Origin of the sequence: Azonexus sp. IMCC34839 (assembly GCF_047047955.1) — a bacterium.
Taxonomy (GTDB): Bacteria; Pseudomonadota; Gammaproteobacteria; order Burkholderiales; family Rhodocyclaceae; genus Azonexus.
In genome coordinates this window covers 2,848,513-2,872,507 of the sequence record NZ_CP150631.1, presented here as the reverse complement: position 1 = coordinate 2,872,507, position 23,995 = coordinate 2,848,513, and the positions used below count along the sequence as shown (strand labels likewise).

Annotated in this window: 25 protein-coding genes and 2 tRNA genes; 22 read left to right on the top strand and 5 right to left on the bottom strand. The window is 63.0% G+C overall.

Translation table 11 applies throughout. The features are described from left to right. The first annotated feature begins 88 nt into the window (after nt 1-88). From WIF35_RS13975 to WIF35_RS13955, 5 genes are read left to right on the top strand one after another with little or no spacing between them, the layout of a single operon-like run. Complete coding sequence (locus tag WIF35_RS13975) at nt 89-1,447, top strand: M16 family metallopeptidase (RefSeq protein WP_412478829.1); 1,359 nt, start codon at nt 89-91, stop codon at nt 1,445-1,447. An 11-nt stretch (nt 1,448-1,458) separates the two neighbouring features. Continuing rightward, nucleotides 1,459-2,748, top strand: a complete 1,290-nt coding sequence (locus WIF35_RS13970; protein ID WP_412478828.1) for a M16 family metallopeptidase — start codon at nt 1,459-1,461, stop codon at nt 2,746-2,748. Then, entirely contained in the window at nt 2,745-3,284 is a 540-nt protein-coding gene (gene rsmD / locus WIF35_RS13965) for a 16S rRNA (guanine(966)-N(2))-methyltransferase RsmD (protein ID WP_412478827.1), read from the top strand. The genes WIF35_RS13970 and rsmD overlap by 4 nt, the downstream gene beginning before the upstream one ends. Beyond that, nucleotides 3,281-3,775, top strand: coding sequence for a pantetheine-phosphate adenylyltransferase (gene coaD, locus WIF35_RS13960; protein ID WP_412478826.1), 495 nt, complete (start codon nt 3,281-3,283; stop codon nt 3,773-3,775). Before rsmD ends, coaD begins: the two co-directional genes overlap by 4 nt. Nucleotides 3,776-3,792: 17 nt before the next feature. Beyond that, nucleotides 3,793-4,050 carry a YfhL family 4Fe-4S dicluster ferredoxin gene (locus WIF35_RS13955; RefSeq protein WP_412478825.1) on the top strand — a complete coding sequence of 86 codons (258 nt, stop codon included), beginning with the start codon at nt 3,793-3,795 and terminating at the stop codon, nt 4,048-4,050. 78 nt (nt 4,051-4,128) lie between these two features. Here the strand turns inward: WIF35_RS13955 and WIF35_RS13950 are convergent, their stop codons facing one another. Together WIF35_RS13950 and mutM are read right to left on the bottom strand one after the other, a co-directional pair. Continuing rightward, nucleotides 4,129-6,078, bottom strand: a complete 1,950-nt coding sequence (locus WIF35_RS13950; protein WP_412478824.1) for a dynamin family protein — start codon at nt 6,076-6,078, stop codon at nt 4,129-4,131. Between the two features lie 135 nt (nt 6,079-6,213). Then, nucleotides 6,214-7,047 (bottom strand): bifunctional DNA-formamidopyrimidine glycosylase/DNA-(apurinic or apyrimidinic site) lyase, encoded by an 834-nt coding sequence (gene mutM / locus WIF35_RS13945; RefSeq protein ID WP_412478823.1) that lies wholly within the window; start codon nt 7,045-7,047, stop codon nt 6,214-6,216. Nucleotides 7,048-7,149: 102 nt separating this feature from the next. Here mutM and WIF35_RS13940 point away from each other — a divergent pair, with 102 nt between their 5' ends. The 9 genes from WIF35_RS13940 (at nt 7,150) to WIF35_RS13900 (ending at nt 15,660) form a co-directional block, all read left to right on the top strand. Then, nucleotides 7,150-8,862: a tetratricopeptide repeat protein gene (locus tag WIF35_RS13940; RefSeq protein WP_412478822.1), complete on the top strand. Its 1,713-nt coding sequence runs from the start codon at nt 7,150-7,152 to the stop codon at nt 8,860-8,862. Further along, a complete protein-coding gene (gene lolB / locus WIF35_RS13935; RefSeq protein ID WP_412478821.1) occupies nt 8,859-9,431 on the top strand; it encodes a lipoprotein insertase outer membrane protein LolB in 573 nt (190 codons plus the stop codon). The genes WIF35_RS13940 and lolB overlap by 4 nt, the downstream gene beginning before the upstream one ends. Next, nucleotides 9,428-10,294: a 4-(cytidine 5'-diphospho)-2-C-methyl-D-erythritol kinase gene (gene ispE, locus WIF35_RS13930; RefSeq protein WP_412478820.1), complete on the top strand. Its 867-nt coding sequence runs from the start codon at nt 9,428-9,430 to the stop codon at nt 10,292-10,294. Before lolB ends, ispE begins: the two co-directional genes overlap by 4 nt. Before the next feature lie 55 nt (nt 10,295-10,349). After that, nucleotides 10,350-10,426: transfer RNA gene (locus WIF35_RS13925), tRNA-Gln, on the top strand. 90 nt (nt 10,427-10,516) lie between these two features. Continuing rightward, a complete protein-coding gene (locus WIF35_RS13920) occupies nt 10,517-11,467 on the top strand; it encodes a ribose-phosphate pyrophosphokinase (protein ID WP_412478819.1) in 951 nt (316 codons plus the stop codon). A gap of 56 nt (nt 11,468-11,523) precedes the next feature. Further along, nucleotides 11,524-12,132, top strand: coding sequence for a 50S ribosomal protein L25/general stress protein Ctc (locus WIF35_RS13915; protein ID WP_412478818.1), 609 nt, complete (start codon nt 11,524-11,526; stop codon nt 12,130-12,132). A gap of 69 nt (nt 12,133-12,201) precedes the next feature. Further along, a complete protein-coding gene (pth, locus tag WIF35_RS13910; protein WP_412478817.1) occupies nt 12,202-12,780 on the top strand; it encodes an aminoacyl-tRNA hydrolase in 579 nt (192 codons plus the stop codon). A 10-nt stretch (nt 12,781-12,790) separates the two neighbouring features. Further along, the gene (gene ychF / locus WIF35_RS13905) at nt 12,791-13,882 is read left to right on the top strand and encodes a redox-regulated ATPase YchF (protein WP_412478816.1); all 1,092 of its coding nucleotides are present in this window, start codon (nt 12,791-12,793) and stop codon (nt 13,880-13,882) included. Nucleotides 13,883-13,917: 35 nt separating this feature from the next. Then, entirely contained in the window at nt 13,918-15,660 is a 1,743-nt protein-coding gene (locus tag WIF35_RS13900) for a putative bifunctional diguanylate cyclase/phosphodiesterase (protein ID WP_412478815.1), read from the top strand. Here WIF35_RS13900 and WIF35_RS13895 read toward each other — a convergent pair. Beyond that, complete coding sequence (locus tag WIF35_RS13895; protein ID WP_412478814.1) at nt 15,657-17,156, bottom strand: polyamine aminopropyltransferase; 1,500 nt, start codon at nt 17,154-17,156, stop codon at nt 15,657-15,659. The two genes, WIF35_RS13900 and WIF35_RS13895, sit on opposite strands and share 4 nt — an antisense overlap. Before the next feature lie 87 nt (nt 17,157-17,243). Between WIF35_RS13895 and WIF35_RS13890 the strand changes: the two genes are divergently transcribed. From WIF35_RS13890 to WIF35_RS13860, 7 genes are all read left to right on the top strand, one after another. Beyond that, the gene (locus WIF35_RS13890; protein WP_412478813.1) at nt 17,244-17,810 is read left to right on the top strand and encodes a YceI family protein; all 567 of its coding nucleotides are present in this window, start codon (nt 17,244-17,246) and stop codon (nt 17,808-17,810) included. 145 nt (nt 17,811-17,955) lie between these two features. After that, complete coding sequence (ribBA, locus tag WIF35_RS13885) at nt 17,956-19,065, top strand: bifunctional 3,4-dihydroxy-2-butanone-4-phosphate synthase/GTP cyclohydrolase II (protein ID WP_412478812.1); 1,110 nt, start codon at nt 17,956-17,958, stop codon at nt 19,063-19,065. 4 nt (nt 19,066-19,069) lie between these two features. Then, a complete protein-coding gene (ribH, locus tag WIF35_RS13880; protein WP_412478811.1) occupies nt 19,070-19,543 on the top strand; it encodes a 6,7-dimethyl-8-ribityllumazine synthase in 474 nt (157 codons plus the stop codon). After that, entirely contained in the window at nt 19,540-20,004 is a 465-nt protein-coding gene (nusB, locus tag WIF35_RS13875; RefSeq protein WP_412478810.1) for a transcription antitermination factor NusB, read from the top strand. Before ribH ends, nusB begins: the two co-directional genes overlap by 4 nt. A 4-nt stretch (nt 20,005-20,008) precedes the next feature. Beyond that, nucleotides 20,009-21,001: a thiamine-phosphate kinase gene (gene thiL, locus WIF35_RS13870; RefSeq protein WP_412478809.1), complete on the top strand. Its 993-nt coding sequence runs from the start codon at nt 20,009-20,011 to the stop codon at nt 20,999-21,001. Then, nucleotides 20,982-21,470: a phosphatidylglycerophosphatase A gene (locus WIF35_RS13865; RefSeq protein ID WP_412478808.1), complete on the top strand. Its 489-nt coding sequence runs from the start codon at nt 20,982-20,984 to the stop codon at nt 21,468-21,470. Before thiL ends, WIF35_RS13865 begins: the two co-directional genes overlap by 20 nt. A 56-nt stretch (nt 21,471-21,526) precedes the next feature. Beyond that, nucleotides 21,527-21,805 carry a type II toxin-antitoxin system HicA family toxin gene (locus WIF35_RS13860; RefSeq protein WP_412478807.1) on the top strand — a complete coding sequence of 93 codons (279 nt, stop codon included), beginning with the start codon at nt 21,527-21,529 and terminating at the stop codon, nt 21,803-21,805. A 43-nt stretch (nt 21,806-21,848) separates the two neighbouring features. Here the strand turns inward: WIF35_RS13860 and WIF35_RS13855 are convergent. Then, a tRNA-Arg gene (locus WIF35_RS13855) sits at nt 21,849-21,925 on the bottom strand. Between the two features lie 50 nt (nt 21,926-21,975). Then, nucleotides 21,976-22,479, bottom strand: coding sequence for a C40 family peptidase (locus tag WIF35_RS13850; protein ID WP_412478806.1), 504 nt, complete (start codon nt 22,477-22,479; stop codon nt 21,976-21,978). 61 nt (nt 22,480-22,540) lie between these two features. On the opposite strand from WIF35_RS13850, the gene WIF35_RS13845 reads away from it, so the two are divergent. After that, a complete protein-coding gene (locus WIF35_RS13845; protein ID WP_412478805.1) occupies nt 22,541-23,995 on the top strand; it encodes an NAD-dependent succinate-semialdehyde dehydrogenase in 1,455 nt (484 codons plus the stop codon).

Sequence of the window (23,995 nt, the reverse complement as noted above, 5' to 3'; positions counted from 1 at the left end):
GGCTGACAGGGAGGCGGCAAGCCGGTTAAGATGCCGCCCGAATCGATGCAAAACTGCCCCGGATTTTAGCAGAAAGACCCGCTATCCCATGAGAATGCAACGCCTGATCCCCTTTTTGCTGGCCCCCTGGCTGTGCACCGCAGCTTTGGCCAATCCCTACGAAACCACGTTGAAGAACGGCCTGCGCATCATCGTCAAGGAAGACCACCGGGCACCGACCGCCGTGCAGATGGTCTGGTACCGCATCGGCAGCACCGATGAGGTCGATGGTGCGTCCGGCGTCGCCCACGTGCTCGAACACATGATGTTCAAGGGCACGCCCAGCGTCGGCCCCGGCGAATTCAACAAGCGCGTCGCCGCTGCCGGCGGGCGCGACAATGCCTTCACCAGCCGCGACTACACGGCTTATTTCCAGCAGGTGCCGAAGGAAAAGCTGGAAGAGATGATGCAGCTCGAAGCCGACCGCATGCGCCACCTCAACGTGGACGCCAAGGAATTCGAGCAGGAGATCAAGGTCGTCATGGAAGAGCGCCGCATGCGCACCGATGACAATCCACAGGCCAAACTGTTCGAGCAGATGAACGCCGTTGCCTACCAGGCGCACCCGTATCGCCGCCCGATCATCGGCTGGATGAACGATCTGGAGACGATGACCGCCGCCGACGCCAAGGCCTGGTACGACCAGTGGTACGTACCGAACAACGCCTACGTGGTGATCACCGGCGACGTCGAGCACAAGGAAATCTTCGCCCTGGCCGAGAAATACTACGGCCCGCTCGAAGGCCGCGCCCTGCCGGTGCGCAAGCCGCAGGTCGAGCCGAAGCAGGAAGGTACGCGCCGCGTCACCGTCAAGGCGCCGGCTGAGTTGCCCAGCCTGATCATGGCCTACAAGGCGCCGGTACTGCGCGACATCGAGAAGGACAGCGAACCCTACGCCCTCGAAATGCTGGCCGCCGTGCTTGATGGCCACGACGCCGCCCGCTTCAACAAGAAGCTGGTGCGCGAAGACAAGGTCGCGCTGTCGGTCGATATCGGCTACGACGGCACCGCCCGCGGCCCCGGCATGCTCTACGTCAGTGGCACGCCGGCCGAAGGCAAGACGATTGCCGACCTCGAAGCTGCCATCCGCGCCGAAATCGCCCACGTGCAGAAGGACGGTATCAGCGACACCGAGCTGAAGCGCGCCAAGGCGCAACTGCTGGCGGCCGAGGTGTACAAGCTCGACTCGATGTTCGGCCAGGCCATGGAAATCGGCCAGATCGAATCGGCCAACCTGCCCTATCGCGGCCTCAACCGCATGCTGGAGAAACTGCAACAGGTCACGGCCGCCGAGGTTCAGGCTGCTGCCCGCAAATACTTCACCGACGACACCCTGACCATCGGCGTGCTCGATCCGCAGCCGCTGGATGGCAAAGCCCGCCGTCCCGCCGTCGCCACCCGTCACTGATGAAAATTGCCATGAAACGACTGTGCACCGCAGTAGTCGCCCTTTTGTTGGCGCAAACCGCCTTCGCCGCGGCCAAGATCGAACACTGGGTTTCGCCCTCGGGTGCCCGCGTCTATTTCGTCGAAAGCCGGGTGCTGCCCATCCTCGACGTTCAGATCGATTTCGCTGCCGGCTCGATGTTCGATCCGGCCACCAAGTCCGGCGTCGCCGCGCTGACCCGCGCCACCCTCGACAACGGCGCCGGCAAGCTCGATGAAACCGCCATCGCCGAACAGTTGGCCGACATCGGCGCCTCGCTTGGTGGCGGCGCCGACACCGACCGCGCCAGTGTCAGCCTGCGCACCCTGTCCGCCAAGGACAAGCGCGATCCGGCGCTGGCCATCCTGACCAGCGTCGTGCAGCAACCGCGCTTCGATGCCGCCGTCTTCGAACGCGAAAAGGCACGCACCATCGCCGGCCTCAAGGAAGCCATGACCCGGCCCGACAGCATCGCCGGCAAGGCCTTCTGGGCGGCCATGTACCCGAATCATCCCTATGGCAAGCAGGCCACGCCGGAAAGCGTGACGGCCATCGGCCGCGACGACCTCGCCGCTTTCCACACCCGTTACTACACGGCAGCCAATGCCAGCATCACGCTGGTCGGCGACCTGTCGCGCGCCGAGGCGGAGCAGATCGCCGAAACCATCGCCGCCGGCCTGCCCAAGGGTGAAAAAGCCGCGCTACCGGCGCCCCCGACCCCGCCCAAGGCGGGCCTGACCAAGGTTGCTCACCCGGCCAGCCAGGCCCACGTCTATCTCGGCTTGCCGGCCATCGAGCGCGGTAATCCGGATTTCTTCCCGCTGCTCGTCGGCAACTACACACTGGGCGGTGGCGGCTTCGTCTCGCGCCTAATGAAGGAAATCCGCGACAAGCGCGGCTATGCCTACAGCGTCTACAGCTACTTCGCCCCGCTCAAGCAATCCGGCCCCTTCCAGATCGGGCTGCAGACCAAGCGCTCGCAGGCGCAGGATGCGATCAAGGTGGCGCGCAGCATCCTCGAAGACTTCGTCAAGAACGGCCCGACGGCGGAAGAGCTGGCCGCCGCCAAGGCCAATCTGGTCGGCAGCTTCCCGCTGCGCCTGGACAGCAACAAGAAGCTGCTCGATAACGCCGCGGTGATCGGCTTCTACGGCTTGCCGCTCGATTACCTCGACCAGTATCAGGCCAAGGTGCAGGCGGTGACGGCCGAAGACATCAAGCGTGCCTTCGCCCGCCATGTTCGCCTCGACCAGCTGGTTACCGTGACGGTGGCGGCGGATTGAACTCGGTCCGCATCGTCGGCGGCGAATTCCGCCGCCGCGTCCTGCGCTTTCCCGATAGCGAGGGCCTGCGTCCGACGCCGGACCGCGTACGCGAGACGCTGTTCAACTGGCTTGGCCAGGAACTCGACGGTTGGCACTGCCTGGATCTCTTTGCCGGCAGCGGCGCTCTCGGCTTCGAAGCGGCCTCGCGCGGCGCGCAACGGGTGGTCATGCTGGAAAAATCACCGCGCGTGCTGGCCGCGTTGCATGAAAACCACGAATTGCTCCATAAGCCGCCGGCTGTGGAGATCATTCGCGGGGATGCGTTACAATATTTGGCCTCGACCAAGGCCAAATTCGACCTGATCTTCCTCGATCCACCCTACAAAAAAGGCTGGATTGCCCGCCTGGAGCCACTCCTTCCCGGCGTCCTGAACGAAGATGCGGCGATCTACGTCGAGGCAGAACACGAAATCGGATCGCTTGGCGATTGGCGCACGGAGCGCCAGGGCAAGGCGGGGGAAGTGCACTTTCACTTGTTGCGGCGGCAAGCTTGAACAAACTCAATCATCGCGTAGCGATCTACCCGGGCACCTTCGACCCCATCACACGGGGCCACGAAGACTTGGTGCGTCGCGCCGCCAGCCTGTTCGACAAGCTGATCCTGGCCATTGCCGAAAGCCCGTCGAAACAGCCGCGTTTCCCGTTGAGCGATCGTGTGGACATGGCCCGCGAAATCCTGGGCGACCTGAAAAACGTCGAAATCGTCGGCTTCAATACCCTGCTGATGGACTTCGTGCATGAGCAGGGTGCCAAGGTCGTCGTGCGCGGCCTGCGTGCCGTTTCCGACTTCGAATACGAATTCCAGATGGCCGGTATGAACCGGAGCGTCTATCCGGAGGTCGAAACTGTGTTTCTGACTCCGGGCGAACAATACATGTTCATCTCCGCCACCATGGTGCGTGAAATTGCGCGCCTGGGCGGCGATGTCAGCAAGTTTGTACAACCTTGTGTCGAAAAGCGCCTGCGGGCGAAAACCACTGCTTAACCGAGAGAGGAACAGCTATGTCTTTGATGATTACCGACGAGTGCATCAATTGCGATGTGTGCGAGCCGGAGTGCCCGAACGAGGCCATTTCCCAGGGCGAAGAGATCTATCAGATCGACCCGAACAAGTGCACGGAATGCGTCGGTCACTATGATGAGCCGCAGTGCGTTCAGGTCTGCCCGGTGGATTGCATCCCCAAGGACCCGAGCCACGCCGAGAACGAAGACCAACTGTGGGCCAAGTACGAAAAGCTGACCGGCAACAAGCGCGCCTGAGCTGCCTAGCCCCCAATAAAAAACCCGCGATTTTCGCGGGTTTTTTATTGTCCACCGCAGTGTCCTCCGCAGCAGTCGTCAGGCCGCCTGCAGTTGCTGTACCTCAATCGGCAACAGGAGTTCGCGCACCGAACTCGTGATCTGCTCCAACCCCTGAATCTGCTGCAACAGGCTCTTCTCGACCGCCTCCAGCTCGGCGATGCGGTCTTCCAGCGTATCGGTTGCCTGGTGGATGCGCTTGATGCTCTCCAGGCGGCGTTTCAACTGGATCTGGTGTTCGCGCACCTGGGTTTCCATCGGCGCCATGATGGCACGCAGCCAGGTTTCGGCATCGCGGTTGGCGTGCTCGAAGGCACGGCGGACCTGAGCCGCCACTTCCTCGAAGAACTTCTGCGTGATGTTCTTCTTGTCGTGGGTGAGCAGGTTGACCGTCGTATTCAGGTGGCTGTCGCACCAGGCCTGCAGACGGTCCAGTTCCTTTTCGTAACGCAGCAGCGAGAAGGGCGTCGGCGGCGGCAGCTTGAGGCCGTGCTCGATGGAGAACTTTTTGTACACCGCCTCCATCATGGCCAGGATTTCGTTGATCTCGCTATTGGAACGAGTCAGCGCATCGCGTGCCTTGGCAAAGAAGCCCCCCATCGAATCCGACAGGGTCTTCGAGAAAGCCGCTTCCAACATGACCTCGCGCGTCTCGTGCGTCAGTTGGCGCAGCATGTCGAGACCGAGGTGGCCGAACAGGTTGTTGGTCAGCGTCGAGAAAACGCTGCGCACCGCATAGTAGCGTTGCAGGCCGGCTTCGAACTCATCCTTCTCGGCGCGCACCTTGCCCATCATGTACTCGACGACACCGCGATTCTTGCCGCGCAGCTCGGTCAGTTCGGTCAGCTGTTCGCGCAGACCAAGCAGGCGGGATTCGAGCAAGCCACGTACGGTGCGATTGACGTCGCCGAATTCGCTCTCTGTGCTATCGCGCACGATATCCTGCTTGGCTGGAATGAGTTCGTGCGACAAGGCAGCTTCGAGCAAGGGCAGGCGGCTGCGTTCGAGCAAGGCATTGTCGCCGTTGATCTTGGCGACCAACCCCTTCTGGGCTGACACCGGGAAGACCTGGCTGGCCGGCAAATCGAGAATACGGGCGCTGGCATCGACCTGCTTCTGGATTTCAGCATCGATTTCCTCGGCCGACTTCAGTTCGTCCCACTGTCCGTCGATCTTGTTCAGAACGACCAGACGGCCACGCTTGGCCGTGGCTCCGGCGCAGATATGATCCTTCCAGATGCTCAGATCGGATTGGGTAACACCGGTATCTACCGACAGGATGAACAGTACGGCATGTGCATTCGGCAACAGCGACAGGGTCAATTCCGGCTCGGTACCGATGGCGTTGAGGCCCGGCGTATCGAGGATGACCAAGCCCTGCTTGAGCAAGGGGTGCGGGAAATTGATCACCGCATGACGCCAACGGGGAATCTCGACCAGACCATCGTCGCCGGCCGCAAAGAGATCGCCACCTTCCTGGTCGGCACCGAAGCCCAGCTTGGCCGCTTCCTCCGGTGTCACACGCAGGGTTTCGCTGACGTGGCGCAGCGCATCCTGCATCGACTCGGGCGTTTCCACGTCGAGCGGCACGACCGTCCACTCCTCGGGGAAACGCTTGTATTCGGTCACGCTCGAATTCGCCGTCCGCGTCTGGATCGGCAACAGCTCGATGCGCGGCTCCTTGGTGGCATCGAACAGCAACTCGGTCGGGCACATCGTGGTCCGGCCGGCCGACGAGGGCAGCATCCGGTTGCCGTAATCGGCAAAGAAGATGGCGTTGATCAGTTCCGACTTGCCGCGCGAGAACTCGGCAACGAACGCAACATTCAGACGGTCCTCGCGCAAACGCTCGAGCAACTGGGTCAGGCGCAAATCGGTCTGGGCGTCGGACAATTCGTTATGGCTCAGCCAGCTCTGGAATTCTCCGATATAAGCTGACAAGCGCGAGCGCCACATTGTGTAGGCGGCGAATTGTGTGGCGAGCGACATGAAATTACTCTCCGGCTGCAAAACTGTTTCAATTTAGCATAGTTCCTGCCAGCCCCGTCAGCCTTCTTCCCACAGGCATAAGCCGGACGACGTGCGGTGTCGGAAATTACCCACCGTCGCCCTTGAGCGCCAAGCTCAATGCTGACACCCTGGACAGTAATAGGTGCTGCGCCCGGCCTGGCGTATCTGCCGGACGACGCCGCCGCAACGCAGGCACGCTTTCCCGGCCCGGTCGTACACCCCAGCCTGTATCTGGAAACAGCCCGCGCCACCGTCGCTATGTACATAGTCGCGGATACTGCTGCCGCCGGCTGCGATGGCATCCGACAAGGTCTGGCGGATGGCTGGCACCAACAACTCGATACGCTTCTCACTGATCCTGTTGGCCGCCCGCAGCGGCGAGATAGCGGCGCGAAACAGACTTTCCGAGGCATAGATATTGCCAATCCCGACCACCATGTGGCCGTCCATCAATACCGGCTTGATCGGGCCGCTGCGCTTGGCGAGGTTCCGGTGCAACCAGTCGGCTGTAAACACATCATTCAGCGGCTCGACGCCAAGTACGGCCAACAATGGATGCGCCTCCACCTGCTCTGGTGGACCGTCCTGCCACAGCACCAGACCAAAACGACGCGGATCGGCAAAGCGGAGTATCTGTTTCGCCAGGACGATATCGAAATGATCATGCTTGCCGGGCGGCATGTCCGGCGGCACGAAACGCAGGTTGCCCGACATGCCCAGATGCAACAGCACACTCCCTTGAATGCCCTTCCCCACACAGTCGATCAGCAGGTATTTGCCCCGCCGGCGCACCCCCACAATGCGGCAACCGGGCAGCAAGCGACTCAACTCGGGCGGGATATCGTGGCGCAGGCGTGGCGCACGGATGACCACGCCAAGAATCGGCTCTCCTTCCAGCTCTGGCGCGATCCCGCGACGACAAACCTCGACCTCGGGCAACTCGGGCATGACATCCTCCTCCGCTTGTTCCGACCAACAAACCCAAATAACATCGCAAACTTACGCGATTCTATGCGTTCAAAGACGCAACAACGAACGAAAGCCGACCCCATGCAATTGAAGCTCCTCGCCGCCACCCTCTCCTTGGCCCTTGGCCTGAGCCAGGCTGGCAGCGCCCTGGCTGCCGGCGATAGCGCCCCACGAGCAAGCAGTCGCAAACCGATTGCAGCCTCCAGCGAAGACCTGATCGGACGCACCGTCTTCCAGGCGCTGGTCGGCGAATTCGCGCTACTCCGCGGCGATCCCAAGTTCGGCTCGGACGCCTGGACCGATCTGGCGGTGCGCACGCGCGACCCGAAGGTCATCGCACGCGCCACCGAAGTTGCCGTCCTCGCCCGCCAGTACGAACGTGCCCTGGAACTCGTCCGCCTGTGGCTCGAGATCGAACCGTCATCGGCACAAGCCCGCCAGACGCAATCGTCACTGCTCGTGCTGACCAATCGGCTAGACGAATTGGCCCCGGAGCTGGCCCGCTTGCTCGAACAGGACAAACCCAACTTGGCCAGCAACCTGCTCCACCTGAATCGGATGCTGGCCCGCCTGAGCGACAAGAAGGCCGTTCAGCGCCTCGTCGATCGACTGGCGACACCCTACGATACCCTGCCTGAAGCTCACTTTGCCATGGCCCAGGCGGCCTCGAACGTCGGCGATTATCAACGCGCCCTCGACGAAACCGAAGCCGCCCTACGCCAGCGCCCCGACTGGGAAACCGCGGCACTTGCCCGTGCCCAGCTGCAATCCCGGCAATCCAACAAACTCGCCATCGACGGCCTGTTCGACTTTGTCGGGCGCGTCCCCAGCGCCCGCGACGCCCGCCTGACCCTGGCCCGGCTGCTCATCGCCGAAAGACGCTACGACGAATCGCGCAAACAATTCGACCGCCTACTCAAGGACAACCCGGACAGCCCCGAGGTGATCTATCCGATCGCCATGCTCGCCCTGCAACAAGGTGACTACCAGACCGGCCGCAGCCAACTCGAGCACCTGCTGAAAACCGAGTTCCCGGACAAGAGCACGGTGCATTTCTTCCTGGGCCAACTGGATCAGGAGCAGAAAAAACCGGATGCCGCCCTCGCCCATTTCCGTCAGGTGACGGCTGGCGAACAATTCGTCGCTGCCCGTTCGCGCGCAGCGCAAATCCTGATGCAGCAGGGCAAGACCGACGAGGCGCGCGAGCTGCTGCGCGCCACACAAGGCAGCAGCCCAGCCGAACGCGTACAGTTGATCCTCGCCGAGTCGCAGATGCTGCGCGACGCGAAGCGCTACAACGATGCCTATATCGTGCTCGATGCCGGCCTCAGCACCCAACCGGACAATGCCGAACTGCTCTACGAAGCCGCGCTGACGGCCGAACGCATGGGCAAGCCGGAGCTGCTGGAAACCCATCTGAAGCGCCTGCTTGCCCAGAATCCCGAGCACGCCCATGCCCTGAACGCCCTCGGCTATTCCTGGGCCGACCGCAACGTCAACCTGAGCGAAGCCTACGACATGATCGCCAAGGCCTCCGCACTGATGCCGGAAGACCCCTTCATCATGGATAGCCTGGGTTGGGTGCAGTTCCGCCAGGGCAAGACCGAACAGGCATTGCAGACGCTGCAGACGGCCTACCGCATCAAGGCCGACCCGGAAATTGCCGCCCACCTGGCCGAAGTGCTGTGGTCGCTAAACCGCAAGGCTGAAGCGCAGCGCCTGCTCAAGGAAGCAGCGAGCCAGAACCCCGATAACGACGTGCTGGCCGACGCCATCAAGAAACTGCAGCCGTGAATTTGCGCCACAGCATCGTGCTGGCCGGCAGCCTGCTGCTCGCCGGCTGCGCCGTCGTTCCCGGTCTGCAACCGGAGCGCGAACGGATCAGCGATTTCGCCCTCGAGGCGCGTTTTGCCCTACGCGTTTCCCAGCCCGACCGCCCGGCACAACGCAGCGGCGGCCGCCTGAGCTGGGAACACCGAGGCGAACAGGACCGCCTCCTGTTGGCCAACCCGATCGGGATCGGCCTGGCCGAGATCGAGATGCGCCCTGGTCGCTCGACGCTACGCCTAGCCAATGGCGACACCCGTGAGTCGGCCGACCCGGAGAGCCTGATCGAGGAAGTCACCGGGCAACGCCTTCCGGTCGGCCGCCTGGCCGCCTGGCTGCTCGGCCGCGCCGGCATCTCCGGCAAGTTGACGCATGACCCGCTGGGCCGCCCCAGCCGGCTGGACGAAGCCGGCTGGCGGATCGACTATGGCTACGATCTCGAATTACCTGCCGCCGCCCCAGCTCGCCTGACCCTGAGCGACGGGCAAGGCATCGAACTCAAACTGCGCATCGAGGAATGGAAGGAAGCGCCTTGACTGACTGGACCTGGGACAGCGCCTGGCCGGCGCCGGCCAAACTGAATCTCTTCCTGCATGTCGTTGGCCGCCGGGCGGACGGCTACCACCTGCTGCAAACGCTCTTCCGCTTCATCGACCGCGCCGACACCCTGCGCTTCGCACCGCGCGACGACGGCCAGATCGTCCTTGCGACTCCCATCCCCGGCGTTCCGCCGGAAACCGATCTGACCGTACGCGCCGCCCGCCTGTTGCAGGAAGCCACCGGTTGCCGCCAAGGCGCGACCATTCGCCTCGACAAACGTCTGCCCATGGGCGGCGGCCTCGGCGGCGGCTCCTCCGATGCCGCGACCGTCCTTCTCGCTTTGAACCACCTCTGGCAAACCGGCCTGACGCGCCCGCAACTGGAGAAAATCGGTCTGGCACTCGGCGCCGATGTTCCGGTCTTCATTCACGGCCGCAACTGTTTCGCCGAAGGCGTCGGCGAGCACTTCACCGACCTCAATCTGCCGCCCGCCACCTACCTGGTGCTGACGCCTGCGGTGCACGTGCCGACAGCGGCAATTTTCGGTGCCCCCGACCTCAAGCGCGATACGCCGGCCATCACTGCCGCCGACTGGCAGCCTGGCCTCGGCCATAACGATCTGGAAACCGTCGCCTGTGCCCGCTTCCCGGCCGTAGCCGAACATCTGGCCTGGCTGAAGCAATACGCACCGACGGCGATGATGACCGGTTCCGGGGCCTGCGTTTTCGCGGCTTTCGCTGACAGGAAGGCGGCCGAATCCGTGCTTTCCCAACTCCCGACTGGCATGAACGGCTGGGTGGCCGAGGGGCTCGCCGAGCACCCGCTTGCAAAAAATCTGCAAAAAGACTGGATTTCCTGAAAAGCCTCCTGTATCATTCGCGCCTCGTTTGAACGGCACCCGTTCAGACGACCGCAGGGGAGTCGCCAAGTTGGTCAAGGCACCGGATTTTGATTCCGGCATTCGAAGGTTCGAATCCTTCTTCCCCTGCCAGATTCCCTTCGGGCAGGTCTCGCGCCTGCCCGATTTTCATTGCATCGGGAGAATTTGCGGCGCGCGCAAAGATCCCTGAGGACTGTGGAAATGGCCTACAACAGCCTGATGGTGTTCACCGGCAATGCCAATCCGAAACTGGCTGCCGACGTTGCTACCAATCTCAATGTCGACCTCGGTCGCGCCAATGTCGGCCGCTTTTCCGACGGCGAAGTCAGCGTCGAACTGCAGGAACACGTCCGCGGTCGCGACATCTTCGTGTTGCAATCCACCTGCGCCCCGACCAACGACAACCTGATGGAACTGCTGGTCATGGTCGATTCGCTCAAGCGCGCCTCGGCCGGTCGCATCACCGCCGCCATTCCCTACTTCGGCTACGCCCGCCAGGATCGCCGCTCGCGTTCCTCCCGCGTGCCCATCGCCGCCAAGCTGGTCGCCAACATGCTCGTCGCTTCCGGCGTCGACCGCGTGCTGACCATGGACCTGCACGCCGAACAGATTCAGGGCTTCTTCGACATTCCGGTCGATAACATCTACGCCCTGCCTATCCTGCTCGAAGACATCAAGAAGCAGAATTACGAAAACCCGATGGTCGTTTCGCCCGACCACGGCGGCGTCGTCCGCGCCCGCTCGCTGGCCAAGCGACTGGAATGTGACCTGGCCATCATCGACAAGCGCCGCCCGAAGGCTAACGTTTCCGAAGTGATGAACATCATCGGCGACGTCAAGGGCCGCACCTGCATCATCATGGATGACATGGTCGACACCGCCGGCACCCTGTGCAAGGCCGCCACCGCGCTCAAGCAGCATGGTGCCAAGCAGGTCGTCGCTTACTGTACTCACCCGGTACTGTCCGGCCCGGCCGTCGAGCGCGTGAATACCTCCGACCTCGACGCCCTGGTCGTCACCGACACCATCCCCCTACGCGACGATGCAGCCGCTTCGCCGCGTATCCGCCAACTCTCGGTTGCCGAGATCATGGCCGAAACCATTCGCCGCATCAGCAACGACGACTCCGTCTCGTCGCTGTTCATTGATTAAGTCTTTTTAACCTTCCCGTTCTGGTCGCGGTTCGGGAAAATTTTTGGAGTACCACCATGCAATTTGAAGTTATCGCTTCCGCACGTGGCGTACAGGGAACGGGTGCGAGCCGCCGCCTGCGCCGTGCCGGCACCGTTCCGGGTATCGTCTACGGCGGTGAAGCCGCCCCGATCGCTATCGAAACCAACCACAACGACCTGCTGTTGAAGATGAAGAAGGAAGCTTTCCACTCTTCCATCATCAACCTCGTCATCGATGGCAAGAAGGAACAAGTCCTGCTACGTGACTACCAGACGCACGCCTACAAGCAACTGATCCTGCACGTGGACTTCCAGCGCGTCGACGCCACCCACGAACTGCACATCAAGGTGCCCCTGCACTTCGTCAACGAAGAAAACTCCCCGGGCGTCAAGCTGGGCGGCGGCCTGGTTAACCACGTCACCACCGAACTGGACATCCACTGTCTGGCCAAGGATCTGCCCGAGTTCATCGAAGTCGACCTCGGCTCCCTGAAGGTTGGCGAGAACATCCACGCTTCCCAGGTCAAGCTGCCGAAGGGCGTGGCTCTGGTCAAGCACGGTGAAGACGACCCGATCGTTGCCGGCATCGTCGGCAAGGGCGGTTCGGCTGAAGAAGCTGCCGAAGGCGAAGCTGCCGCCGAGTAATCCGCGCGCTCCGCTATACTCTGGCCGCCGCAGGCAGAATGCCCCGGCGGCCTTTTCACGACTGAACCCATGACCGCTCCTCGTCTGATCGTCGGCCTCGGCAACCCGGGGCCGGAATACGAAGCCACCCGACACAACGTCGGGTTCTGGTTCGTCGACCAGTTGGCCGATCAACTCAAGATCACGCTCGCCCCACAGTCGAAATTCTTCGGCAAGGCCGGACGTGCCGGCGAACTGTGGCTGCTGCAACCGACCACCTACATGAACCGTTCCGGTCAGGCAGTGGCGGCGCTGGCCAATTTCTACAAGATTTCCCCGGCCGAGATTCTGGTCATCCATGACGAACTCGACCTGCCCCCCGGCGGCATCCGCCTGAAACAGGGCGGCGGCAACGGCGGCCACAACGGCCTGAAAGATATCCAGGCCAAGCTTGGCACGCCGGACTTCTGGCGCCTGCGCCTCGGCATCGGCCACCCGCGCACGCTGGGCTTGAGCCAACAAGTCGCCGATTTCGTGCTGCACCAGCCGCGCAAGGAAGAAATGCCGGATATCGAGCAGTCCCTGCATCGTAGCCTGCTGGCCTGGCCCCGAATTTCCGCCGGAGACTACGCCGGCGCCCAACAACAGTTGCACGGCAAAGCCGTCTAAGGAAGAAACCATGTCTTTGAAATGCGGTATCGTCGGTCTGCCCAACGTCGGCAAATCCACCCTGTTCAACGCCCTGACCAAGGCTGGCATCGAAGCGGCCAACTACCCGTTCTGTACCATCGAGCCGAATGTCGGCATCGTCGAGGTGCCGGACCCGCGTCTCAAGGCGCTCTCCGAGATCGTCAAGCCGCAGAAGGTGCAGCCGGCCATCGTCGAATTCGTCGACATCGCCGGTCTGGTCGCCGGTGCTTCCAAGGGTGAAGGCCTGGGCAACCAGTTCCTGGCCAACATCCGCGAAACCGACGCCATCGTGCACGTCGTGCGCTGCTTCGACGACCCGAACGTGATCCATGTTTCCGGCAGTGTCGACCCGATCCGCGATATCGAAGTCATCGACACCGAACTGGCGCTGGCCGACATGGGTACCGTCGAAAAGGCCTTGAACCGCTACAAGCGCCCGGCCAACTCCGGCGACAAGGAAGCCAAGATCCTGGTCTCCGTGCTAGAGAAGTGCTTTGCCCAGCTCGATCAGGGCAAGGCCGTGCGCGCCCTCGATCTTTCCAAGGAAGAATGGGCCACGCTGAAGCCCTTCTGCCTGATCACCGCCAAGCCTGTGCTGTACGCCGCCAACGTCGCCGAAGACGGCTTCACTGACAACCCGCTGCTGGCCAAGGTAGAAGCGCACGCAGCCGAGGAAGGCTCACAAGTCGTCGCCCTGTGCGCCTCGATCGAAGCCGAGATCGCCGACCTGGACGACGCCGACAAGGTCGAATTCCTCGAATCGATGGGCCTGCACGAGCCCGGCCTGGATCGCCTGATCCGCGCCGGCTACCAGCTGCTCGGCCTGCAGACCTACTTCACCGCTGGCGTGAAGGAAGTGCGCGCCTGGACCATTCATGCCGGCGACACCGCGCCGCAAGCGGCTGGCGTCATCCACACCGACTTCGAACGCGGCTTCATCCGCGCCCAGACCATCGCCTACGAAGACTTCATCGCCTACAAGGGCGAACAAGGCGCCAAGGAAGCCGGCAAGATGCGCGCCGAAGGCAAGGAATACGTCGTGCGCGATGGCGATGTGATGAACTTCCTGTTCAACGTGTAATCTACGGCTATCTTTCAACAAGATAGACCGCAGGCATGAACGATACTGACCCCACGTCAGATTCCGGTGACAGAAACGCCGTTGCACTCCCCGACGGGGTGCTGCAACGCGCCTTTGCGCAAAGCCATGAGGCCATCGTCGTCACCGATGCCGGCAACAAAATCATCAGCGTCAACGCCGCCTTTACCCGGCTGACCGGCTACACCGCCGAGGAGGTCGTCGGCCAGAACCCACGCATTCTGGCCTCCGGCCATTCGACGCCGGAGCTCTACGCTGAAATGTGGCAAGCGCTCAATGAGCGTAACTACTGGGAAGGTGAGATCTGGGACAAGCGCAAGGATGGTAGCTGCTACCCCAAGCTGCTCTCCATCTCGGTCGTTCGCGATGCGGCGGGGCGGGTACTGAACTATGTCGCAAACTTCACCGACATCAGCACCAACAAGCAGGCTTCCGAACGCCTGGCCCTGCTCGCCTACCACGACGCGCTAACCCAACTGCCCAACCGCCTGGCCTTCGAGGCCCAGCTTAACCACATGCTGCGCGTTTGCGAGCGCGAGAGCCGGCAGCTGGCAGTCATGCTGATCGACCTCGACAATTTCAAGAACATCAACGACACGCTGGGCCACCACGTCGGCGACGAGATCCTCAAGCAGGTCGCCGACCGCTTGCGTCAAGCCGTTCGCGGCAGCGATCTGGTCGCCCGCCTGGGCGGCGACGAGTTTGTCGTCGTACTCCCCGAGATCGATTCGCCGGTCACCGCCGGCCGGGTTGCCGGCAAGATCCAGAACGAACTGGCGGATCACTACCAGATCGATGAGCACGCTCTGTACGCCACGCCCAGCATCGGCATCAGCCTCTATCCGACCGACGGCACCGACCTGACCACCCTGCTGCGCAACGCCGATTCGGCGATGTACCACGCCAAGAGCCTGGGGCGGAACAACCACCAGTTCTACGCCAGCCGCATGAACGAAGCGGCCGGCGAGCGCCTGCGCCTGGAAAGCGCATTGCGGCATGCCGTCGCCTCGATGTCGCCGCTCAATTGCGAATTCTCGCTGCACTTCCAGCCCCAGCTGAACACCCGTACCGGCCAGATTTCCTCGCTCGAGGCCCTGCTACGCTGGAACAGCCCGGAATTCGGCCCCATCTCGCCGCTGCGCTTCATTGCCATCGCCGAGGAAACCGGCCTGATCCAGCCGCTCGGCGACTGGGTGATCTGGGAAGCTTGCCGCCAGCTGCGCGAAATCAAGAAGGCCGGGATCGACGGCGTACACGTCGCCATCAACATCTCCGCCCAGCAGTTGCGCCACGAAAACCTGCTGCTCCTCGTCCAGGGCGCGCTGGCCTGCTACGAACTGAAACCGCAGGAAATCGAGCTGGAAATCACCGAGAGCACGGCGATGCAGAACCCCGAGGTGACACTGTCCATCCTCGACCAACTGGCCGCCCTCGGCGTCATGCTGGCCATCGACGATTTCGGCACCGGACACTCCTCGCTCGCCTATCTGAAGCACCTGCCGATCAAGCGCCTGAAGCTCGACCGCTCCTTCGTCACCGACATCGAGACCGACGCCAACGACGCCTCGATCTGCGCCGCGACCATCGCACTAGGCCACAACCTTGGGCTGGGAGTCGTCGCCGAGGGCGTCGAGACGGAAATGCAGAAGGAGTTCCTGTCGCGCCTGCACTGCGATTTCCTGCAGGGCTACCTGTTCAGCAAACCGGTGCCGATGGACGAAGTGGTCGCCTACATCAAGGCGCACCGGGCAGAAAACTAACGAATCACCTTGCGCCACTCGCTTTCGAAGTAGCGCACCAGCACCTGGTTGTTCAGGCGATTCACTTCGGCCGGCACGCGCGCCATGTCGGCCGGGAAGCGGAACAAATCGGCCACGATCTCCGGCGTCAAAAATCGGGTTTTTGCGCTGTCCACCGCAGCAGGCAAGAAATCCTGCCGGCTGGCGATGATGAAGCCCCACTCCCCGAAGGACGGCACCATCGCGTGATACGGCGCGGTTTTCAGGCCGACGTCCTCCAGCGTCGTCACCACGCACCAGAACGATTGCCGCGCGTAGAACGGCGAGGTCGACTGGATGACCATCAGGCCACGCGCCGAGAGGCGCTTTTCCAGCAGCCGGTAGAAGGCCGATGAGTACAGTTTGCCCAGTGCGAAGTTGTTCGGATCGGGAAAGTCGACCACGATGAAATCAAAGTAGTCGCGGCTTTCCTCCAGCCAGACCAGCGCATCGGCATTGATCACCGTCACTCGCTTGTCCTTCAACGCGCCGCGATTCAGCTCGACCAACGCCGGCGCAGTCGAGAACAAGGCGGTCATCGCCGGGTCGAGGTCGACCAGGGTCACCGATTCCACCTTGTCGTACTTGAGAATCTCGCGCACGGCCAGGCCGTCGCCACCGCCCAGCACCAGCACACGCTTTGCGCCCGGCAAGGCCGCCAGGCCGGGATGGACCAGCGCCTCGTGGTAGCGATATTCGTCGTGCGACGAGAACTGAAGGTTATTGTTCAGGAAGAGGCGTAAATCGTCGCGCCAGCGCGTCACTACCAGGCGCTGGTAGGGCGTGGTCTCGGCATGCACGATTTCGTCGGCATAGAGATGGCTCTCGGCCAAGGTGGTGAGTTGCCCGGCGCCGGCAAAGCCCCCGAGCAACACGGCGAAACTGGCCCAGCTCTGCACAGCCAGCCAGGGTCGAGCCGGCAACTGGGCGCGGAACAGATGCAGCGCCCACAGTGCGACGCCGACGTTCAACAGACCGAAAAGCAGCCCGGTACGCACCATGCCAAGATGCGGCGCGAGAATCAGCGGGAAGAGGATGGACACCGCCAGCGCGCCGAGATAGTCGAAAGTGAGCACTTGCGACACAAGGTCCTTGAAGGCTAGCTCGCGCTTCAGGATACGCATGACCAGCGGAATCTCCAGCCCGACCAGCACCCCGACACCGAATACCGCCAGGTAGAGCACCAGCTTGAACGGCGCCGACATCCAGGTGAAGACCAGGAACAGCCCGATGGCCGAGAAGCCGCCGAGCAAACCAACCATCAACTCGATCTGGATGAAACGCCCGATCAGGTCGCGCGTGATGTATTTCGACAGCCAGGACCCGGCACCCATGGCAAACAGGTAGCAGCCGATCACCGTCGAGAATTGCAGGACCGAGTCACCCAACAGATAGGACGACAAGGCGCCGGCGACCAACTCGTAGGCGAGGCCGCAGGAGGCGATGACGAAAACGGAGAAAAGCAGGGCGTGGCGCATGGCCCGGCATGCTACCGCGATTTTTTGGGAACGGCACGCCGGCGCAGCGGTCGGAAGGCTATCGCCACCATTTTTGCCCGTTTTGCCATGTGCACCGCAAGAGTCATCCTCGCCGCCCTACTCGCCAGCCTCGAGCTCAACGCCAGTGCTGCCGACTATGTCATCGACCCGACGCACACCTATGCCAGCTTCGAGATCGACCACCTCGGTTTCTCAACACAGCGCGGCCAGTTCAACCGCACTAGCGGCAGCCTCGCCTTCGACCCCGAGGCCAAGCGCGGCCAGGTCGACATCCGCATCGACGTCACCTCCCTTGATACCGGCATGGCCTTGCGCGACGACATCCTGCGCGGCGAAGACTGGTTCAACGCCAAGAGCTTTCCCGACATCCTGTTCCGTAGCGAGAACTTCGTCTTCACCGGCGAGCAGCTCACCGCCGTCGACGGCAAGCTGGTCATGCTCGGCGAAATCCGACCTGTCCGCCTCGACATCGCCCGCTTCAAGTGCGGGCTGAATCTTGCCAACCGCAAGCGCGGCTGCGGCGCGGATGCCGTCACCACGCTGCGTCGCTCTGATTTCGGCCTGACCAACGGCCTGCCCTTCATCGGCGACGAAGTCCGCCTGCGCATCCAGGTCGAGGCTTACACGCCCTAAGATTGATTGCTGCGGTGCACTGGCCAAAAAGGCCAAAAATCAAGGCTCAGGCAAAATAGCGCTGGGCAAAAAAGCTTACAAAATCAACCTTGCCGCCCCCATTTCTGCGAAAATGTCACCCCTTTCCGTTTCACCCCCACACCCGATGCCACCCCATCCCGCCATTGCCAGCACTGCCGAGATCGTCGCCGAACTGAAGGCCGGTCGCATGGTCATCCTGGTCGATGAAGAAGACCGCGAAAACGAAGGCGACCTCGTCATGGCCGCCGAGCACATCACGCCGGAAGCCATCAACTTCATGGCCAAATACGGCCGCGGCCTGGTCTGCCTGACCCTCACCGCCGAACGCTGCAAGAAGCTGGGCCTGACCCAGATGGCACGCAACAACGGCACCGTCTACGGCACCGCCTTCACCGTCTCGATCGAGGCCGCCGAAGGCGTTACCACCGGCATTTCTGCCGCCGACCGCGCCAAGACCATCCAGGTCGCCGTGGCCAAGAACGCCGTCGCTGACGACATCGTGCAGCCCGGCCATGTCTTCCCGATCACCGCCCGCGAAGGTGGCGTGCTGGTACGCGCCGGCCACACCGAAGCCGGCTGCGACCTCGCCGGCATGGCCGGCCTGGAGCCCGCCTCGGTCATCTGCGAAATCATGAACGACGACGGCACGATGGCCCGCCTGCCCGAGCTGATCGAATTCGCCAAGGAACACGGCTTGAAGATCGGCACCATCGCCGACCTGATCCACTACCGTGCCGCCTCTGAAAAACTGATCGAGCGCGTCGCCAGCAAGACCATCGCCACGCCGCACGGCGAATTCACCATGCACGCCTACGCCGACCGCGCTGGCGGCGGCACGCATCTGGCGCTGGTCAAGGGCAGCATCCCGGGCGATGGCGAAACGCTGGTGCGCGTGCACGAGCCGCTCTCGGTACTCGATTTCCTCGACCCGTCGAGCAAACAGCAATCGTTTTCCATCGACCAGGCACAAGCCGCGCTGGCCAAGCACGGCCATGGCGTCATCGTCCTGCTGCACCGTCCGGAAGACGGCGAAGCCCTGCTCAACCGCCTGACCGCCGAGAAGCCGCAGGGCCAGACCAAGTGGGACCCGCGTTCCTACGGCATCGGCGCGCAGATCCTGCGCGACTGCGGCGTCGGCAAGATGCGCCTGCTCTCCAGCCCGCGCAAGATGCCCTCCATGACCGGCTTCGGCCTCGAAGTCACCGGTTTCGTTCCCTCTCCTGCGGAGCTTTAAAGCCATGTCCCGCTTCGACAACGTTTTCGAATTCGACAACAACCTCGCCGGCGCCGGTCTACGCGTCGGCATCGTGATGAGCCGCTTCAACCTGCCGGTCTGCGAAGGCCTGCTCTCCGCCTGCGTCAATGAGCTGAAGCGCCTCGGCGTGGCCGACGGCGACATGGCCATCGCCACCTGCCCGGGCGCACTGGAAATCCCGCTCATCCTGCAAACCATGGCCAACAGCGGCAAGTACGACGCGCTCGTCGCCCTCGGTGCCGTCATCCGCGGCGAGACCTATCACTTCGAGGTCGTCTCCAACGATTCTTGCCGCGCCATCATGGAAGTGCAGCTCGACACCGGCGTGCCCATCGCCAACGGCATCCTGACCTGTGAAACCGACGAACAAGCCGAAGTGCGCATGCAGCCCAAGGGCAGCGACTGCGCCCAGGCCGCCGTCGAAATGGCCAACCTGCAAAAGGCACTCGCCCAATGACCGAACAAGACAAGACCGCCAAGCCCAAGTCCGCCCGCCGCCGTGCTCGCGAATTCGTGCTGCAGGGCCTCTACCAGTGGCGTGTCGGCGGTGCCGACGAGGCCGCCATCGAAGCCTACGCACCGGAGATGGAAGGCTTCGCCAAGGCCGACCGCGAATTCTTCGTCGGCACGCTACGCGGCGTCATCGCCCAGCGCGCCCCGCTGATCGAAAAGATCGCTGTGCACATCGACCGCCCGTTCACCGAGTTGTCGCCGATCGAAGCCTGCATCCTGCTGCTCGGCACCTTCGAGATGGTGCACCATCCGGAAACGCCCTACCGCGTGATCATCAACGAGGCCATCGAACTGGCCAAGGCCTTCGGCGGCACGGACGGCCACAAGTACGTCAATGGCGTGCTAGACAAGGTGGCCGCTGGCGTCCGCCCGGACGAAGTCGCCAACCGCAAGCAGAACCGTTAAGGCCATGCCCGGCGAGTTCGACCTGATCGCCAAATACTTCGCCCGGCCGACCCCGAACACGGTGCTCGGCCCGGGTGACGATTGCGCCCTGATCGAACCGACACCCGGCACGCAGCTGGCGGTAACCACCGACATGCTGGTCGCAGGCACCCATTTCCTGCCTGATACCGATCCAAAGAACCTCGGCTGGAAGGCGCTCGCCGTCAACATCTCCGACCTCGCCGCGATGGGCGCCAAGCCGCGCTGGGTAACACTGGCCGGCGCCATGCCTGCGGTGGACGAGGCCTGGGTGGCAAAATTCGCCGAAGGCTTTTTCGCGTGTGCTGCCGAATACGGCGTCGATGTGATCGGCGGCGATACCACCCGCGGCCCGCTCAATGTCTGCATCACCGCCATGGGCGAAATCGAGCCCGGCCAGGCCATCCGCCGCGACGGCGCCCGCCCCGGCGACCAGATCTGGGTCTCCGGCCGCCCCGGCCTCGCCGCCCTCGGCCTCGCCCACCTGCAAGGCAAGGTCAAACTGCCCGAGCCCTGGCCTCGACTATGCGTCGCCGCGCTGGAAAAACCCAAGCCGCGCGTCGCCTTGGGCCAAGCACTGAAAGGCATCGCCAGCGCCGCCATCGATGTATCGGACGGCCTCCTGGCCGATCTCGCCCACATCGGCGAACGCTCCGGCTGCGCCGCCGCCGTCCGCCTGGTGCAATTGCCACACCTGCGCGAACTGTCCGGCACCGGCGACAACTACGATGCCGACCTGCGTCGCATCGCCCTCGACTGCCAGCTGGCCGGCGGCGACGACTACGAGCTCTGCTTCACGGCACCTGGCCAGCAAAGCCTGGCCATCGCCCAGATCGCCGCGCGCCTTGAACTGCCACTCTGGCACATCGGCGAAATCGTCGCCGGACCGGCCGGCCAAGTCACCGTTTTGGATCCGGACAACCAGCCGGTCGAAATCGCCCGCAAGGGGTACGAGCACTTTGTCGACTCAGCCGCCTAGCGTCCGCTTCCTGCTCGCCCACCCGGCGCATTTCTTCGCCTGCGGCTGCGGCAGCGGCCTCGCGCCGAAAGCGCCGGGCACCTTCGGTACCCTGTTTGCCTGGGCCAGCTTCATCCTGATGCGCCCATGGTTCGGCGACGCCCAGTTTCTCTTCCTGATCGTCTCAGCCTACCTCGGTGGCATCTGGTTCATCAATGTCGCTGGCAAGGCGCTGGGCGACCCGGATCACGGCAGCATCGTCTGGGACGAAATCGTCCCCTTCTGGCTCGTCTTGCTCATGGCCCCGCCCGGTTGGCTGTGGCAACTCGCCGCTTTCATCCTGTTCCGCTTCTTCGACATCACCAAGCCACAGCCGGCCCGCTACTTCGACGAGCACGTCAAGAACGGCTTCGGCGTCATGGCCGACGATCTTGTTGCGGCCGGGTATACACTGCTCTCGCTCGCGCTGCTCAAAACCGCCCTGAGCTGATCGCACGCTGCCTCAAAGGCATAGAATGGAAAAATCGACAGCGTCGGGAGTTTTCCATGAGCCACAAGCACGCCCACCTCTTGCGAACGATCTTCCAGGACCCGCCCTCCGCCAACATCCACTGGCGCGAAATCGAATCGCTGCTCAACCATCTCGGCGCCGAAGTCGAGCCCTCACACGGCGCCCGCTTCAAGGTCAAACTGAACAAGATGGAGACCTTCCTGCACCACCCGCACAACAGCAACACGTGCAGCAAGACCGACATCAAGGCATTTCGCGAATTTCTGACCCACGCCGGGGTGACGCTCTCGGCGTATGAAGCCGGGGAAGGCTAAGCGGAAAAGCAAAAAGCCACCTGACGGTGGCTTTTGCGAATTCTGGCCCGCCCGGCGCGATTCGAACGCACGACCCCTGCCTTCGGAGGGCAGTACTCTATCCAGCTGAGCTACGGGCGGAAGACGCGGATTCTACCTTTTACGCCGCGCCCCGTCCAATTATCCCGGGATCAATCGAGCAAGGTGCGCGCTGCTTCGTAGCGCTGGGCGTAATAGCGGTCGTTCAGGCGGTCGATGCGTACCTTGCCGTTGGTCGACGGGGCATGGACGAAGCGGGCATCGCCCAGATAGATGCCAACATGCGAAAACGGTTGGTTACGCGTATTGAAGAAGACCAGATCGCCCGGGCGCAGGTCGTCGCGGGCAATGGCCCGACCGTTGCGCGCGATATCGGCAGCGCTCCCCTGCACCTTGATGCCGGCAGCCTGTCGGTAGATGTAGCTGACCATGCCGCTGCAATCCAGACCTGCCTCCGGGTTCTTGCCGCCGAAGCGGTAGCCGGTATCGATCAGGCCCAGGGCGTACATCGCCACCTCGTTACCCAGTTCGCTCACCGCCCGTTGCGCTTGCGGTATAGTTTCCGGCGACGTCGCCTGGCGCGGTGCCGGGCCGCTGCACGCGGTCATCAACAGGGCGCTGAACAGGAGAGCGGAGGAGAATACAACACGCTTCATCTTAATGACGTTTCTACAATACAACCTATAACTTAACGTTTTTACAGGATTTTTCAAGACCATGAACCTGAAGAACCCAGCCCTGCTACGGAACACCAACCTGATTGCCGGCCAGTGGGTCGATGCCGACGACAAGCGCACGCTGGAGGTACTCAATCCGGCGACCGGCGAGCACCTCGCCTTCGTGCCCTGTTGCGGCAGCGCCGAAACCCGCCGTGCTATTGAGGCCGCCGATGCGGCCTGGCCGGCCTGGAAGGCACTGACCGCCCGCCGCCGCGCCCAGTTGCTGCAGGCCTGGAACCGCCTGATTCTCGACAACGCCGACGACCTGGCGCAACTGATCACCGCCGAATGCGGCAAGCCGCTGGCCGAAGCCAAGGGGGAAGTGATCTATGGTGCCTCTTTCGTCGAATGGTTCGCCGAGGAAGGCAAGCGCACCTACGGTGAAACCATCCCCAGCCCGGCTGCCAATACCCGGCTGGTCGTGGTCAAACAGCCGATCGGCGTCAGCGCCGCGATCACGCCGTGGAATTTCCCGCTCGCCATGATCACGCGCAAGGTTGCCCCGGCACTCGCGGCCGGCTGCCCGGTCGTCGTCAAGCCGGCCGAATCAACGCCGCTGACCGCCCTGGCGCTGGCCGTACTGGCCGAGCAGGCCGGATTCCCGACTGGCATCTTCAACGTCGTCACCGGCACGCCGGCCGACGTCGGCGGCGAGCTGTGCGCCAACCCGATCGTCCGCAAGCTGTCCTTCACCGGCTCGACCGGCGTCGGCCGCCTGTTGATGGCGCAGTGTGCGCCGAGCATCAAGAAGCTGTCGCTGGAACTGGGCGGCAACGCGCCCTTCATCGTTTTTGACGATGCCGACGTGACTGCTGCGGTGGACGGGGCAATTTCGGCAAAATACCGGAACACGGGGCAGACCTGCGTCTGCGCCAACCGCATCCTGGTCCAGTCGGGCATCTACGAGGAATTCGCCGCCCGCTTCGCCGAAAAGGTCAAGCAGTTGAGAGTCGGCCCCGGCACCGAGGCCGGCGTCGCCCAAGGCCCGCTGATCAACGCAGCCGGTCTGGCCAAGGTCGAATCGCATGTCGCCGATGCCGTCGCCAAAGGTGCCCGCGTGCTGTGCGGCGGCGCCCGCCACGAGCGCGGCGGCAACTTCTATCAGCCAACCGTGCTGGCCGACGTTACCACCGCCATGAAAGTGGCTCGCGAGGAAACCTTCGGCCCGGTCGCTCCGCTCTTCCGCTTCGAGACCGAGGCCGAGGCCATCGCCATGGCCAACGATACCGAGTTCGGCCTGGCCGCCTATTTCTTCACGCGTAATGTGGGGCGCTGCTGGCGCGTCGGAGAAGCGTTGGAATACGGCATGGTCGGCGTCAATACCGGACTGATTTCAAACGAAGTGGCTCCGTTCGGCGGCATCAAGCAGTCGGGTATCGGCCGCGAGGGCTCGAAGTACGGCATCGAGGAATACCTCGAAGTCAAATACCTGTGCTTCGACGTCAATAGCTGA